The 16,080-nt window shown below is 31.9% G+C and carries 17 protein-coding genes; 12 read left to right on the top strand and 5 right to left on the bottom strand.

The features are described 5' to 3' along the window. The first annotated feature begins 50 nt into the window (after positions 1-50). The 7 genes from U0D62_RS19220 (at position 51) to U0D62_RS19190 (ending at position 5,059) form a co-directional block, all read left to right on the top strand. On the top strand, positions 51-731 hold the full coding sequence (locus U0D62_RS19220; RefSeq protein ID WP_322288955.1) for an NUDIX hydrolase: 681 nt from the start codon (positions 51-53) through the stop codon (positions 729-731). 133 nt (positions 732-864) lie between these two features. Beyond that, positions 865-1,689, top strand: a complete 825-nt coding sequence (gene prs, locus U0D62_RS19215; protein ID WP_322288954.1) for a ribose-phosphate diphosphokinase — start codon at positions 865-867, stop codon at positions 1,687-1,689. Positions 1,690-1,736: 47 nt separating this feature from the next. Beyond that, positions 1,737-2,195 (top strand): nucleoside 2-deoxyribosyltransferase domain-containing protein, encoded by a 459-nt coding sequence (locus tag U0D62_RS19210; protein ID WP_322288953.1) that lies wholly within the window; start codon positions 1,737-1,739, stop codon positions 2,193-2,195. A 6-nt stretch (positions 2,196-2,201) separates the two neighbouring features. Beyond that, positions 2,202-3,164 (top strand): DUF1152 domain-containing protein, encoded by a 963-nt coding sequence (locus U0D62_RS19205; protein ID WP_322288952.1) that lies wholly within the window; start codon positions 2,202-2,204, stop codon positions 3,162-3,164. A gap of 2 nt (positions 3,165-3,166) precedes the next feature. After that, on the top strand, positions 3,167-3,712 hold the full coding sequence (locus U0D62_RS19200) for an RNA 2'-phosphotransferase (RefSeq protein ID WP_322288951.1): 546 nt from the start codon (positions 3,167-3,169) through the stop codon (positions 3,710-3,712). Positions 3,713-3,731: 19 nt separating this feature from the next. Beyond that, a complete protein-coding gene (locus U0D62_RS19195; RefSeq protein WP_322288950.1) occupies positions 3,732-4,286 on the top strand; it encodes a prolyl hydroxylase family protein in 555 nt (184 codons plus the stop codon). Positions 4,287-4,324: 38 nt separating this feature from the next. Further along, positions 4,325-5,059, top strand: a complete 735-nt coding sequence (locus U0D62_RS19190) for a metallophosphoesterase family protein (protein WP_322288949.1) — start codon at positions 4,325-4,327, stop codon at positions 5,057-5,059. 17 nt (positions 5,060-5,076) lie between these two features. Here the strand turns inward: U0D62_RS19190 and U0D62_RS19185 are convergent, their stop codons facing one another. Both U0D62_RS19185 and nhaC read right to left on the bottom strand, forming a co-directional pair. Then, a complete protein-coding gene (locus tag U0D62_RS19185; protein ID WP_322288948.1) occupies positions 5,077-6,264 on the bottom strand; it encodes a trans-sulfuration enzyme family protein in 1,188 nt (395 codons plus the stop codon). A gap of 34 nt (positions 6,265-6,298) precedes the next feature. Next, positions 6,299-7,735: a Na+/H+ antiporter NhaC gene (gene nhaC, locus U0D62_RS19180; RefSeq protein WP_322288947.1), complete on the bottom strand. Its 1,437-nt coding sequence runs from the start codon at positions 7,733-7,735 to the stop codon at positions 6,299-6,301. Between the two features lie 341 nt (positions 7,736-8,076). Here nhaC and U0D62_RS19175 point away from each other — a divergent pair, with 341 nt between their 5' ends. The 5 genes from U0D62_RS19175 (at position 8,077) to U0D62_RS19155 (ending at position 13,244) form a co-directional block, all read left to right on the top strand. Next, positions 8,077-9,102 carry a hypothetical protein gene (locus tag U0D62_RS19175; RefSeq protein ID WP_322288946.1) on the top strand — a complete coding sequence of 342 codons (1,026 nt, stop codon included), beginning with the start codon at positions 8,077-8,079 and terminating at the stop codon, positions 9,100-9,102. 95 nt (positions 9,103-9,197) lie between these two features. Next, complete coding sequence (locus U0D62_RS19170) at positions 9,198-10,643, top strand: nicotinate phosphoribosyltransferase (RefSeq protein ID WP_322288945.1); 1,446 nt, start codon at positions 9,198-9,200, stop codon at positions 10,641-10,643. A 211-nt stretch (positions 10,644-10,854) separates the two neighbouring features. Beyond that, entirely contained in the window at positions 10,855-11,523 is a 669-nt protein-coding gene (locus U0D62_RS19165) for a Crp/Fnr family transcriptional regulator (RefSeq protein ID WP_322288944.1), read from the top strand. Between the two features lie 73 nt (positions 11,524-11,596). Further along, complete coding sequence (locus U0D62_RS19160) at positions 11,597-12,499, top strand: anti-sigma factor domain-containing protein (RefSeq protein ID WP_322288943.1); 903 nt, start codon at positions 11,597-11,599, stop codon at positions 12,497-12,499. A gap of 265 nt (positions 12,500-12,764) precedes the next feature. Further along, on the top strand, positions 12,765-13,244 hold the full coding sequence (locus tag U0D62_RS19155; protein ID WP_322288942.1) for a TlpA family protein disulfide reductase: 480 nt from the start codon (positions 12,765-12,767) through the stop codon (positions 13,242-13,244). On the opposite strand, the gene U0D62_RS19150 is transcribed toward U0D62_RS19155, so the two are convergent. Genes U0D62_RS19150 through U0D62_RS19140 form a run of 3 tightly spaced genes read right to left on the bottom strand, consistent with a single transcriptional unit; the run spans position 13,226 to position 16,069 of the window. Continuing rightward, the gene (locus U0D62_RS19150) at positions 13,226-13,693 is read right to left on the bottom strand and encodes a sterol desaturase family protein (protein ID WP_322288941.1); all 468 of its coding nucleotides are present in this window, start codon (positions 13,691-13,693) and stop codon (positions 13,226-13,228) included. The genes U0D62_RS19155 and U0D62_RS19150 overlap by 19 nt on opposite strands. 25 nt (positions 13,694-13,718) lie before the next feature. Beyond that, entirely contained in the window at positions 13,719-14,558 is an 840-nt protein-coding gene (locus U0D62_RS19145; RefSeq protein WP_322288940.1) for a phytoene/squalene synthase family protein, read from the bottom strand. Positions 14,559-14,575: 17 nt separating this feature from the next. Then, the gene (locus U0D62_RS19140) at positions 14,576-16,069 is read right to left on the bottom strand and encodes a phytoene desaturase family protein (RefSeq protein ID WP_322288939.1); all 1,494 of its coding nucleotides are present in this window, start codon (positions 16,067-16,069) and stop codon (positions 14,576-14,578) included. Positions 16,070-16,080 lie beyond the last annotated feature (11 nt).

Genomic DNA, 16,080 nt, shown 5'->3' with positions numbered 1-16,080 from the left:
CAGGGAGTTTTTGTTTTTAGAACCTTTATAAAATTTGTAAATTTGCGTATATGATACGCCAAAATATAAAAGTAGCGGTAGATGCAGTTGTCTTTGGATACAAGGAGAGAACCCTAAATGTATTATTAATAAAGAGAAATATAGAACCATTTAAAAATTCTTGGGCGCTGCCAGGAGGACTTGTATTAGAAGATGAAAGCCTGGAGCAAGCTGTTGAACGTGAGTTAAAAGAAGAAACTAATGTTACAGTAGATTATTTAGAGCAATTATACTCTTTTGGTAACCCGGGTAGAGATCCTAGAAATAGAGTGGTAAGCATTACTTATTTTGGGTTAGTAAAACCAGAACACCACACAATCAAAGCAGATACAGATGCACAAGATGTTGCTTGGTTTGATATCAATGAACTTCCAGAATTAGCGTTTGATCATCAAAATATCTTAGATGTAGCTAAAAAACGATTACAAAATAAACTTATCTATGAACCTATTGGATTTGACTTATTAGCTAATAAATTCTTGTTTTCGGATCTAGAAAAATTGTACATGTCTATTCTGGAAAAACAAATAGACAGAAGAAACTTTAGAAAGAAAATACTGAGTTTTGGCATTTTAGAAGAACTGAAAGAGAAAGTTTCAGAAGGTAGAGGCAGGCCTGCAAATCTTTTTAAATTCAATCAAAAACAATACTTCAAACTTAAAAACGAAGGTTTCTTATTTGATATTAAATAGATAATTCTCTTTACTTACATACAGGTTAGAAACCTGATTTTCCCGTTGTTAATTAATTTTTAATGTATTTTTTACGCAAAATATTTTGTTGAATCAAATTTGTGTTTTAATTTTGCGTAAAAATAACACAATTATGAATTATTTACATCTGGATCCAACATTTAGACTTTTTAAAGAATCAATTGCATTTGAATCATTTGTTTTTAATGGTGGAGAACCACATATAAAGATATTAGAAAAATCAGTGGGAGAAGAGGTTACTATCACGCATAGAATCAATTCATTTAATGATTTAGGGTTGCTATTAATAGCTACTGATGCATTGCGAAGAATGGATGTAAAGTTGATCAATGTTTTGATTCCATATTTTCCGGCTGCACGTCAGGATAGAGTAATGGTTTCTGGAGAAGCGCTTAGTGTAAAAGTATATGCAGATATAATTAATGCTCAAAATTATAATCAAATAACAGTTTTTGATCCTCACTCTGAAGTAACACCTGCATTATTAAATAATGTAAAAGTTATTCATAATTATGACTTTGTTAAACAATGCTTAAAAAATATAGACGAAGAGGTTTTACTAATTTCTCCAGATGGCGGAGCTTTAAAAAAGATATATAAAGTGTCTGAATACTTAGGAGGAATCGAAGTGATAGAATGTTCTAAGAAAAGAGATGTAAAAACAGGACAACTTTCTGGGTTTAGAGTATATGAAGAAGATTTAAAAGGAAAACATTGTGTGATTGTAGATGATATCTGCGATGGAGGAGGTACTTTTTTGGGGTTGGCAACCTCTTTAAAAGAAAAAAATGCAGGAAAATTGAGTTTAGTAGTAAGTCATGGGATTTTTAGTAAAGGACTTGAAGCATTAAAAGAATCATTCGATACTGTTTTCACTACGAATTCTTTTAGAGATATAGAAGAAGAAAAAGTAATACAGTTTTCAGTAGTTAGTTGAGTTTTATCATTTCAGGTAGACAGGAATCTAATTATAAATTATATATAATGAATATAATCACAGCACCAACAAAAATAGAATTAGATAAGAATTTAAATGTATTCTTGGCCGGAAGCATAGAAGTTGGTGTTGCAGAAAGATGGCAAGACAAAGTTGTTAAAGAGCTATCAGAAGCAAATGTAACCTTATTAAATCCTAGAAGAGCAAGTTGGGATAGTAGTTGGAAACAAGAAATAGAAAATCCAATTTTTAAGGAACAAGTCGACTGGGAATTAGATGCGCTGGAACTTGCAGATATAATCATTATGTATTTTGATAAAGAAACAAAGTCACCAATTACATTGTTAGAACTAGGATTATTTGCAAGAAGCGGAAAACTACTTGTTTGTTGTCCAGAAGGTTTTTGGAGAAAAGGAAATGTAGATGTGGTTTGTGAACGATATAAGATTCCACAAGTAAGTAGTTTAGAAGAATTGATAAATGAAGTACAGAAGAAATTAAAATGACGAGTTATGTATACATTAGATAGAATACCATTTTTTCAGGAGATTGAAGAAAGTAATAATATATTATTAGCAGGAATGGGTGGAGGATTTGATATCTATGCAGCGTTACCACTATATTTTAATCTGATTAAACAAGGGAAAAAAGTTACTATTGCAAATTATTCTTTTACAAATTTAAATGATACATCATCTGAATTAGTATTTCCTTATTGTTATAAAATTCGATCTGGCGATAATATCTATTCTCAACCTAAATATTTTCCAGAAAAGTACCTCAAGTTGTGGTTTCAAGAACAAGGTATTTTGGTTGATATCTATGGTTTTGAAAGAATAGCTGTCAAACCATTGCAAAAGGCATACGAATACTTAGTTCATAAACACGAAATTGATACCTTGATCTTAGTAGATGGAGGAACAGATTGTTTAATGTTTGGGGATGAAGAAGGGTTGGGAACACCGCAAGAAGATATTTCTTCTATGGCAGCAGTTTTTCAAACCAAAATAGATAAGAAATTGTTAGTAAGCATAGGCTTTGGAGTTGATCATTATCATGGAGTCTCGCACTACAGATTTTTAGAAAACCTTGCAGAATTAGATAGAGAAGAAGCATATTTAGGATCATTTCAAATCCTGAATTCTATGTCAGAAGGTCAAAAATATAAAGAGGCAATTGATTTTGTGGATGACCATATGAAAGGAATGGAAAGTATCGTTTCTAACTCTATTATCAGCGCTTTAGAAGGGTACTACGGTAATTACCATCGAACAGGTAGAACCAAAGGAAGTGAGTTATGGATTAACCCATTAATGACCATGTACTGGTGTTTTAGATTAGAAAACGTACTCAATAAAAATAAATATTATGAGTATATCAAGCATACAAATACTATAGGAGAGTTTAATGCTAAATTATCCGAGTATCGAAGAAATGTAAAAGATTTTAGAGAAAAGAAACAGATACCGATTTAAAAATGAAAACAAATCATAAACATATAAGTAAATTTTTAAGCCTGATTCTAAGGCATAATCCTGATAAGATAGGATTGCAATTAGATGAAAATGGATGGGCTGATGTAACAGAATTACTACACAAAACAAAAAGACTGCAACCACAATTAAACTTTGAATTATTAAAAGAAATTGTAGTAACAAATGATAAAAAACGCTATGCGTTTAATGAAGACTACACAAGAATCAGAGCTAATCAAGGACATTCTATAAAAGTAAATTTAAATTACCAACCTCAGGAACCACCAGTGTTTTTGTATCACGGAACAGTTGCTAAGTTTATGGATGCCATTAGAGAGAAAGGATTATTGAAAATGAGTAGGCATCACGTACATCTTAGTGAAGAGCTAGAAACAGCCACCAAAGTAGGCTCCAGAAGAGGGAAACCTATTATTTTGACTATTAAGTCCGGTGAGATGCAGGCAAACGGTTTTAAGTTTTATCAATCAGATAATGGAGTATGGTTAACAGAAACCGTACCACCAGAATATATTGAGTTTAAAAGTTGAATTCTAAAAGAAGTAAAGGGTGAACAAAATCGAATTACATCCAGAAGTATTTCTAATAAAAGATTTCCTTTCAAAAGAGAAATGCGATCATTTTATAGAGAAAGGAGAATTGGTTTCTTTTGAAGAGGCAAAAGTAAATGTTGGAGGCCAAAGACAAGTGATTAATAAAGGAATCCGTAATAATCAACGTGTATTGTTTTTTGATCATCAATTAGAACGTAGTATCTGGAAGAAAATACAGTCTGTTGTACCACCTGTTTTTGAAGGACATACATCTTACGGGCTTAATGAGATGTTCAGGATTTATAAATATAAACCAGGACAAAGATTTAAAATGCATAGAGATGGAAGCCATCGTAAGAACGAAAAAGAACGTAGCTTCTTTTCTTTTTTAATATACCTGAATAACGATTTTGAAGGAGGAGAGACATACTTTGAAAAAGGGATTACAATTATGCCTAAAACAGGAGATGCGCTTTTATTTCACCATCCGTTACGCCATGAAGGAAAGCCAATTATATCGGGTACAAAATATGTTTTAAGAACAGATATTATGTATAGGTTGAATGAATAATTAAATTTGGGTATCAAACATAATTTAGTACTAAGTTTATGAGAACACTGGTAATTGGGGATATTCATGGAGGATATAGAGCGCTAGTTCAGATTTTAGAAAGAGCACAAGTTACTGAACAGGATACTCTTATATTTTTAGGAGATTATGTAGATGGGTGGAGTGAATCTGCAGAAACTATTCAAAAACTGATAGAACTTTCTGAATCCAATAATTGCATTTTTATTAGAGGTAATCATGACCTTTGGTGTGATTTATGGTTAGATAAAGGCAAGAGAAATCCTGTTTGGCTGGCTCATGGAGGAAAAGAGACTATTAATAGTTATACGAAAACAGGATTTTTGACTAAAAAATCGCATAAAATGTTTTTTAAGAATTTAAAAGATTATTATTTAGATGCTGATAATAAGTTATATGTCCACGCAGGATTTACTTCGATGCACGGAGTAGGAAGAGAAGAATACGATTCTAATTATTATTGGGATCGTACTTTATGGGAAGCAGCTTTACTGGCCGATAAAATAGATGAAAATCAATTAATAAATAATCGCTATGCTCCAGAACGATTTCAGCATTATAAAGAGATTTATATAGGTCATACTCCAACCACAAATTATGGTCAGAATACTCCAATCAAGGCTTATAGTCTATGGAATATAGATACGGGGGCAGCATTTAAAGGAAAGCTTACCATTTTGGATACTGACACCAAAGAATTTTGGCAAAGTGACTCTTTACCCTCTCTGTATCCTAATGAAAGAGGTAGGAACTAAAATGTAAAACTATATAACTAAACCAACTTTAGGCTCTCGTCAAGGTCCTGGATCAGGTCATCTACATGCTCTAACCCTATAAAAATTCTTATATCACCCACAGAGATTCCCATACCTTTAAATTGCTCTTCATCTAATTCTTTAAGGTAACTGATAGCAGGAACATATACTAGACTTTCATGGCCACCCCAGCTAACACCTTTCTGAAAGACAGAGAAACTATTAAAAAATGCCTTTATCTTAGTAAGATCATTGGTTTTTAATTGAAAAGCCATTAAGCTACCGTATCCAGTCATTTGTTTTTTACCAAGCTCATATTGTGGAAAACTAGGAAGCCCGGGATAAGTGACTTGCTTGATTTTTGAATGATTTTCTAAAAATTCAGCTACTTTTAGAGCACTTGTTTGGTGTTGTTGTAAACGCATAGATAATGTTCTTAAACTACGAATTAACAACCAAGCTTCCATTGGGGCGGTTTTGGATCCTAATAACTCATATTCGTGCAAGAAAATACTATCAATATCTTCTTCTTTACCAATAACTACACCACCAATCAAATCACTATGACCTCCTAAATATTTGGAACAAGAATGTACTTCTAGGTCGATACCCATTGCTAATGGTTTCTGAAAAATAGGAGTAGCCCAGGTATTATCAATTATTGTTTTGATCCCTTTTGACTGAGCTAACTGAGCCACTGCTTCAATATCTTGTAATGAAAACACTACTGATGATGGACTCTCTAGATATATTAATTTTGTATTTTCTTGAATGGCATTTTCAAATTCTGTAACACACTCTCCTGATACATAGGAGGTTTCAATATTCATCTTTTTGGCCAGATAACTTTTTAACAAAGTACTCGCTGGTCCATAAAGATTTTTAATAGCGATCACATGATCATTGGGCTCTAAAAAATGTAGGCAAGCTGCAGTTATAGCTGCCATCCCAGAAGGAAATAATTGAGCTTTTTCCCCTCCAGCCATTTTTGCTATTTTTTCTTCAACAATAGATACAGTAGGATTTTTTCCTCTAGAGTATATAAAATTGTTTTTTCGATCATCAAAAGCAGTATCAATAGACTCCCAATCATCAAAAGTAAATAATGAGTTTTGAAAAATAGGTGGCACTACAGCACCGTGATAATTACCTCGACTTTCTCCGTAATGAGTAAGTATTGTTTCTAATTTTGAGTCTTTTTTCATAAAGCTTATGATATATCGAAATGTATTATGTTTATTATTTGAGATCCTTTTTCTTGTCGTAAAAACAACCAATACCTAAAATAGCTAGGAGAGGAGCAATTATGAGATTGATGAGAGACAATAATTGCCAGTGCCAATAGTCCTCAAAATTAACCCCTAATGTAGTAGACATAAACAAAGTGGTTGCTGTCCACGGAACAACACTTTCTAGCATGGTTCCATAATCTTCAATTGATCTGGAAAGTACGCGTCTTGAAATCTTATATTCATCATATCTTCGCTTAAAAGCATCACCAATGATAAAACTTGTCGCACTTTGATTTGAGGTAATAGAATTTGTAAATGCAGTAGAAAATAATGAAGATAATATAATTGCAGATCTTGTTTTTGCAAAAGAAAAAACACGGTTTACAATATTTGGCATTGCATTAGTAACATCAATAATACCAATAAAAGTGAGAACCATAAGTGTAAAAACAATAACTTCATTAAGTTCAAAAAGCCCACCTCTATTAAAAAGTTTATGTAATTGTTCTGGTACTTCTGATATCCAGGGAGCCATATTTGTGTTGAATCCACTTTTTAATACGGTCATCACATCATCAATTCCGAATTTCTGAAAAATTAAAGCAAGAACACAAGCAGCAATTGCCGAAGCCAACAAAACAGGTAAAGTTTCTTTTTTTCTTAAAGATCCGTACAATACAATTAATGGAGGGGTTAAAAGAAAAATATTAAAAGAAAACATAGATTCTATAGCAGATAGAGTTTCTGTAATCTCAACACCATTTATTTCTGTTCTTAATGGAGGATAAACAAAACCCATAGAAAAAAATACTATCGAAGATATTATAGCAGAAGGTATAGTAGTATACATCATAGATCTAATATGATCATATAAATCTATATCCACGGCCATTGCGGCAAGATTAGTGGTATCAGATAAAGGTGACATCTTATCTCCAAAATATGCCCCGCCAATAATAGCACCCGCGGTAATACCTAAATTTGCCTCAACAGAAGAAGCAACCCCAATAATAACAGCTCCTATAGTTCCTACAGATCCCCAGGAAGTACCTGTCATGGTAGAAAATATAATTGGAACAAGAAAAGCTAGGATATACATATAACTGGGATTAATGAGTTTGATCCCATAATAAATTAACATTGGTATAGTACCGCTTATAATCCAGGTACCTATAATAATCCCTATTGCAAATAAAATCAGTACTGCCGGAAAACCTTTTGAAAGTTTAGCTACAATAGAATCTTGAATAGTTTTCCACGAATAACCAAGAAATAATAAATGAGCCGAAGAGAAAACTGTAGCCAAAAGAAAAATAACCTCTAAAGGAAATGGAGGTTGATTTAAAAGTTTGGGTTGAATGATTAATCCATAAACTATAAGAATAATAAGAAATAGGATTGGTAATAATAAATGGAAAAAAGAAACTTTTTTTTGGTTAGACATCTTCTGTTTAAAATTTTAAATAGGTAAAAGAGTTTGTTAAAAAAATTTTAGAAAAGATACAATATATTTAAATAGAGCTAATATGTACTATAAAATACTGAATAGGTTAAGTATTCAATATGATTAGATAAGATCGTATAGGGTAATATGAGATGTTGATAACATTTTATCTCTATAATATGAGGTATATAACTGTATCTATTTCACGGGAAACAGGGTGTTTTTAGAAGGTAAATACATTCATATTTGTTTCATAAATATTAGTGTAGGCTAATTTTAGAGACTATTTTAATTTTGATACCATGAGTTTATTTTATGAAAAAACAACCAACTATACAATTGTGAAAACCATCATATGTTTTTTAGTAATTCTTACTTATAACTGTAGTACCGCGCAAGAAATGAAATCAATAAAAAAAGATAATTCTTTTGTAATTATAGAAAATCCAAAGAGTTTTTACCAAGGAATATATGTAAAAGAAAAACCTTATAATGGGTATTTCAAAAAAGACGATGTTGAACTATTTACAGTAGATTATTACGAAGAAGGAATTAAGAAATATAATTATTCTACTGATGTATTACAACAAATGTATAACGATGATTCAGAAGGAGATTATCGATTAAAATTAGGTGTTAAATCTATTTATAAAGATGGAGAAATTTATGATGGAGTAAAACATCATTATATAAAAGATGGGATATTAGCAGAATACTATGAAGAGGGTAAAATTAAAGGCTTTCATGTCGATATTTTTGCAATACATTATTTTAATAGGATCAGTTTTGAAAAAAGAAAGAATGTAATAGAGATGAAGTCTATGCAAGATCAGGGTTATAAAATTAAACTTTTTTCGAAAAATAATTTCATAACAGCCGAGTTGCTTAAAAATGATTCGACCTTGATCAGAATGCAAAACATTGATGAGCAAAAATCTATATTCCCTGCTGATAGTTATATAAGTATTTATGAAGAGTTTGGCGAAGTCAAGGGATTGTCCTATCAAAACTTTGATACTACATTTAAAGTATATGATGAAGCTCAGATAATGGTAGAGATTTTTAATCAATTAGAAATTTATAATGCAAAAGATCCTGTGGATATTTTTAATCAATTTTTGGAGGATATAATTGTATATAAAGGGTTTTTGACTAAAAATAAGGTAGATGATCCTCCAAATGCCATAGGTGATTTTTCTTCAGACGAAAAAGGAAGAATTAAAGATGGAATTAGGTTTTTTAAGAATGAAAATTATTATCGAGAATATAAAAACGGAAAAATCACCAAGGAAGAGAAAATTACAATTATAGATTTTCAAAAAGTTTTTTCTGTATACCTCAATAAAAAATATACTGAAGAAGAGTAATTTATAAGTGCTTTTTGAAATATGAGCAACAATTTATTTTTAGTTTGAACAAAATACTTTATATTTGCGTATAAATAACGCAAAATAATTCAAAGATGAATCCACTACTATTAACAGATGGTTACAAATTAGGTCACAGAGAGCAATACCCTAATGGTACAACATTAGTATATTCCAACTGGACTCCAAGAAAGAGTAGAATTGAAGGAATAGATAATGTTGTGTTCTTTGGATTGCAGTATTTTATTAAAGAATACTTGATAAAGAAGTTTAATGAAGACTTTTTTGATCAACCTAAAGTTACCGTTGTATCAGAATATAAAAAATATGTAGATCATTATCTGGGAGTAGATTATGATACAACTCATATCGAAGCATTACATGATTTGGGGTATTTGCCAATTGAAATTAAAGCGTTACCAGAAGGAACAGAGGTGCCAATTAGAGTTCCTATGTTTACATTGGTAAATACACGACCAGATTTTTTTTGGTTAACTAATTATCTGGAAACCTTATTATCTAATATCATCTGGCAGCCTTGTACATCTGCTACTATTGCGAAGCAGTATCAAAAAATTCTTAGTACTTATGCATCTCAAACGGATAAAGAAAACCTAGAATTTATTACATGGCAAGGACATGATTTCTCAATGAGAGGAATGTCTGGCACAGAATCTTCAATATTGAGTGGTATGGGACATGCACTTTCCTTTTCAGGAAGTGATACTCTACCGGTAGCTAAAGCCTATGAATTATACTACAATGCAGACGTAACAAAAGAATTGGTAATAGGTAGTGTTAACGCTACAGAACACAGTGTTATGTGTGCAGGAAGTAAGGATGACGAAATAGGAACATTTAAGAGATTGTTAGAAACTTATCCAACCGGTATTTTATCTGTAGTTTCAGATACCTGGGATTTATGGAAAGTATTAACAGAATACCTTCCTAAACTTAAGAAAGAAATTTTGGAAAGAGAAGGTAAGTTGGTAATCAGACCAGATTCAGGAGATCCTGTAGATATTATTTGCGGTTGTGATCACAAAGACCCTGCAGTAGCAAAAGGAGTTATAGAATTACTTTGGGATGAGTTTGGAGGAATAATAAATGATCAAGGATATAAGGTGTTAAATCCCAAAATAGGAGCTATATATGGTGATAGTATTACAATAGAAAGAGCTACTCAGATTTGTGAACGCCTTAAGCAAAAAGGATTTGCTTCTACAAACGTGGTATTAGGGATAGGAAGTTTTACTTATCAGTACAATACCAGAGATACATTTGGATTTGCAATGAAGGCTACTTATGTAGAAGTAAAAGGAGAAGGAAGAGAAATTTTTAAAGATCCAATTACTGATGATGGAACTAAAAAATCTGCAAAAGGACTCATTCAATTATATCAAAAAAATGGTACAATTGGATTTAAAGATCAGGTATCAATAAAAGAAGAAAATGAAGGATTATTAAATACAATATTTAAAAACGGAAAATTAGTAGTCGAAGAAGATTTATCAACCATCAGAAAAAGACTCTTACAATAAACCATTGTTAATTACAGTTATAAACTCTCAAAGAAACCTTCTTTGAGAGTTTTTTTATGAACCATAAATTTTAGGGTTTTTAGTAAAAAAACTGTTTTATTAATATAAAAGAGACCGGAAAACATACAGTTTTTTCCCTTTAACAGTAAGGAATTACTCATATTCACGACTGTATTTTTATTTACAACTCACAACGTAAAACACAAACATCATGAGTACTATATGGTTTTTTGAGGATGCTGATCTTTTCAAAATGTTATGTCCTCATAAATTTAAAAGATTTAAAGAAGAACACGATTTTGATGCTTACAAAAAGAGTGATTACATCTATTTTGAAGAAGACTCTGCCAATAAAGTATATTTAATTGAAAAGGGTAAAGTTAAAATAGGGTATTACTCTGAAGATGGACAAGAAGTCATCAAAGCAATTCTCACCAAAGGTGAAATTTTTGGAGAAAAAGCAATTTTAGGAGAAAATCGAAGAACAGAATTTGCACAATCTGTAGATAATACTACTTCAATCTGTCCTATAGATGTCGATACTATGCATGAATTAATGCGTGATAATCGCAGTTTTAGTCTTAATATCTACAAATTTATCGGGATGCGTTTTAAACGATTAGAAAGAAGGTTACAATTACTTCTTTTTAAAGATACCAAAACCAGGTTGCTTGAATTTCTTGATGAACTTAAAGAGGACTATGGATATTGTTGTCCTAATACTGGAGATACTGTTATTCAACATCCCTATACACAAAAGGATATTGCTAATCTAATTGGAGCTTCGAGACCTACACTTAATATTATCCTTAACGAATTAAAAGAATCTAATATATTGGATTTCAATAGAAAAGAGATTCGATTAAAAAATGTTGCTTAATGTTAGTTAGCTAACATTTCAAAAATTTTTATCTGAGTAATTTTATAATGTAATAATTATAAAACAAAAAGCAATGTTTAAAAAAGCAATTATAGGAGTACTTGCAATGGGTTTTATTGCAGTCTCTTGTAACAATGATGATGATGCAGGAGCCCCTGTATCTAACTTAACTCTTAATCTTTCTGGATTAGAAGATTTAGGTAATGGTTACTTATATGAAGGATGGGTAATCGTTGATAACGCACCAGTTTCTACAGGAACATTTTCAGTAAATGATTCTGGAGAATTATCTCAGACTACATTTAGTATTGATGCAGCCACCTTAAATTCTGCAACTGCATTTGTATTATCTATTGAACCAGATCCAGATCCAAGTTCTGACCCCGCACCAACAAAACTTCTTAGAGCAGAGTTTGGAACTGGGAATACAGCTACAGTAGGATTAGGACCAGTAGGCGATGGAGATTTTAATGCTTCTGCCGGAAGTTTCTTTTTAAGAGCTCCAACAGATGAAGCTCCAGGATCCCCTAATAATGGAAATGACGAAAACGGAGTATGGTTTGGAATACCAGGAATGCCCCCTTCTCCTAGCTTAACATTACCAACCTTAAATCCAGGTTGGAAATATGAAGGGTGGGTAATTGGTGACTCAGGACCTTTGTCTACAGGAACATTTACAGCTGTTAATGATTTTGATGATAATGTAGGAGATGCTGATGGATTTAGCGGAACCGCTTCTAACGGGCCACAAATTCCAGGTGAAGATTTCTTAAGAAATGCGCCAACAGGAGAAACATTTCCTTTAGATATCAGAAACAGAATGGTAGTTATTTCTGTAGAACCAGATCCAGATAATTCTCCTGCTCCCTTTCTATTAAAGCCATTAGTAGGAACTGCAGGAACAGACACAGCACCAGCAAGCTATACATTTGGACTTAATGCGGCTTCATTCCCTTCAGGAACCGTATCCCGATAGTTCAACTGCTGTTGTTTTTTTGTTAGCAAAAGCGCAATCTATGATTGCGCTTTATTTTTGATATATAATACATTATTGTTATTAATTATAAAATAAGACACTAGGTTTTTATACAATTATATACTTTTGTAAGGCTTTGTTTTTTTATAGACAAAAGAAGTAGTCTCGATTTAATTTTTGATATATGCAATTCAATAAAAAGAAGATCTCTAACCTGATTTTTGTAATTATTTTAATCCTGTTTTTTATCCCAAATACGAGAGGGATGATGCAGATCTTACTTACCAGAATTTTTTCATTTAGTCCTGGGATTGTTAATGTAGACGAGAGAACTCAAGTGGCTTCATATAATTGGAAATTGCATGGAGTAAATACAGAATCGATCAACTTTAACACTGCTAAGGATAAAGTAGTACTTATTAATTATTGGGCTACCTGGTGTCCTCCTTGTATAGCGGAAATGCCTTCTTTTCAAAAGTTATATGATGATTATAAAGATAAAGTGGTTTTTCTTTTTGTGACTACAGATGATGATCCAGAATTAAATAAGTTTATGAGTGATAAAGATTATAATTATCCCATATACAGATCGCTGTCAGAACACCCTAAACCTTTTATAAGTAAATCGATACCTGCCACGTACTTAATAGATAAAAAAGGAAATATAATTATTGATAAAGTAGGGGCTGCAAACTGGAATAGTGATAAAGTACGAGAAACGATAGATCAACTACTAGCAGAGTAACTTTTTCTAAAATACTTTAAGGGCACTATTAACATACCAAAGCATTCTCCTTTGGTTTTACCTATGTTTTTATGATGTATTTTGTGTGCACGTCGCACACCTTTTGCATACCAGTTATTTGCATTTCTGAATAGCTTAAAGCGTTGATGTATAAATATATCATGAACAATAAAATATGCTATTCCGTATGCTAAAATACCTAGGCCTATAGGCCTGCCCACCCAAAAAGTATCACTATCATGAAAAAAAATGCAGGACATACTAACTATTGCATAAAATACAAAGAAAAAATCATTACGTTCCCACCAGCTGCCATGATCTTTATGATGATGATCTCTATGAAGAGACCATAAAAATCCATGCATTACATATTTATGAGTAAACCAAGCCATAAATTCCATAATGCCAAAAGCGGCAAGAAATGATACTATTTGAATAAAGATTTTCATGAGTGAGTTTTACACAAAAATAATACTAAATTAAGTTTAATCGGTAATCAAAATAAGATTTAGCAAGCAAACCTATTTTTTGATAATTGGGAACACGAATACGTGTGTTTTTGATCTCTAAAGAAGGTGTTTTTTTAAGTTTGTTTAGTAATTTTTTATAATAAATATAAGCTGTGTAAACACCAAATTTAGCTTCGACAGGTAATTTCATTATACCTTTTATTCCTTTTTCAAAATCACTTTCTATTTCTTTAATGATTCTAGTTTTTGAAGTTTCATCCAAGTGATTAAGATCTGTATCAGGAAAATAGGTCCTATTTAAATCTTCATAATCGGCTTTAAGATCTCGTAAAAAGTTTACTTTTTGAAAAGCAGATCCCAAATGCATAGCACTTTCTTTTAATTCGTGATATTTTTCTTCATTTCCGTTTACAAAAACTTTTAAACACATTAACCCTACAACATCTGCAGATCCATAGATATAGTCTTTATATTCCTGATTGGTTAGATAATTAGTTTTATGGAGATCCAGTCGCATACTTTTCATAAAAGCTTCATATAGCTCGGGTTGTATATCATATTGGTGAACTGTTTTTTGAAAAGAGTTAAGAATAGGATTAAGACTAATTCTATCAGCTATAGCCTTATACATTTCAGCTTCAAAACAATTGAATAATTCTTCTTTGTTATAATCATGAAATGTATCCACAATCTCATCTGCAAACCTAACAAAACCATAAATGTTATAAATGTCCTGTCTGATAGAATCAGATAGCATTTTAGAGGCTAAGGAAAATGAGGTACTATAAGAATTAGTAACAATTTTACTACATGAATAAGAAACAATATCAAAGATAGCTTTCATAAGGATCGGGATTTGCGTTAATGGGTAAGCAGTGCTGCCTTTTTGGGTGATTGATGATGAGCTTCAATTAATCCTGCTACCAGCTTTCCAGAGATTAACGATGGAGGTACTCCGGGACCTGGTACGGTGAGCTGGCCAGTAAAAAACAGATTATCTACTTTTTTACTTTTTAGCTTAGGTCTTAGAAATGCTGTTTGGAGTAGTGTATTTGCCATTCCGTACGCATTTCCTTTATATGAATTGTACACTTCTATAAAATCATTTACACAGAAGGACTTTTTAAAGATAATACTATTTTTAACATTTTGATTTGTGATCTTTTCAAAACGGGTTAGTATTTTATCAAAATATGTAGCTCTTAATTCTTCTGTGTCTTCAAGTCCAGGAGCTAATGGGATTAGGAAAAACCCATTCTCACATCCTTTTGGAGCAGTATCAGAATCTGTTAACGAAGTAAAATTAGCGTAGAAAAGAGGTTCTTTAGGCCACTTGGGAGTATCGTATATTTCTCTGGCGTGTTCATCAAAATCGGTATCAAAAAATAGGTTATGATGATTCACATTCTTAAGCTTTTTATCAAAACCTACATAAAATAATAATGAAGAAGGAGCAAAGGTTTTTGTATTCCAATATTTTTCAGAATATTGACGATACTTAAGATCCAGTAAAGTTTCAGTGTGATGATAATCTGCACCAGAAACTACAATATCGGCATCAATTTTATTATTATTAACCAGAATCCCTTGAGTGACTCCATTTTCAACTCGTATTTTTTCTACAGTAGTATCGGTATAAATAGTTACTCCTAGCGAGCGCGCTAATTTTTCGATTCCCAGAATTACTTGATACATCCCTCCTTTAGGGTGCCAAGTACCCAAACCAAAATCAGCATAATTCATAAAGCTGTAAAAAGAAGGAGTATTACTGGGTTTAGCACCTAAAAATAAAACTGGAAATTCAAGAATTTTGATCAGTTTTTCGTTTTTAAAATCTCGACGTACATCTTTAGATATCGTACTAAAGAATCTACCCAACCTCCTAATCGTATCTTTGGTCATTAATTCTGCAGGAGAAACTCCAGGTCGATACACTAAATTATTAATGGCAACTTCATAATTGTCTCTTGCAGTATTAATGAATTTCTTTAACTTTTCAGAACTTCCTTTTTCCTCCTCTTCAAAAGTTGCATATATTTTTTCTAAAGAATCTGCTATAGAAATGTTTTTGCCATCCTTAAAGAAAACTTTATAAGCTGGGTTTAGCTTTTCTAAAGTATAGAAATCTGATGCAGAGGAATTAAAGTCGTTGAAAAATTTCTCAAAAACATCAGGCATCCAATACCAGGATGGTCCCATATCAAAAGTAAATCCTTCTTTCTTTAATTGACTCGCTCTGCCGCCCACGGTATTGTTTTTTTCATAAATAGTAACATCATACCCCATTTCAGCTAGATAACATGAGGCAGAAAGAGACGAAAAGCCTGATCCTATAATTATTACTTTTTTTGACATAAAAAATATGG

It is taken from the genome of Aquimarina callyspongiae (assembly GCF_034322225.1).
Lineage (GTDB): Bacteria > Bacteroidota > Bacteroidia > Flavobacteriales > Flavobacteriaceae > Aquimarina.
The sequence above is the reverse complement of the archived record's forward strand: the minus strand, read 5'-3'. Positions and strand labels throughout refer to the sequence as shown.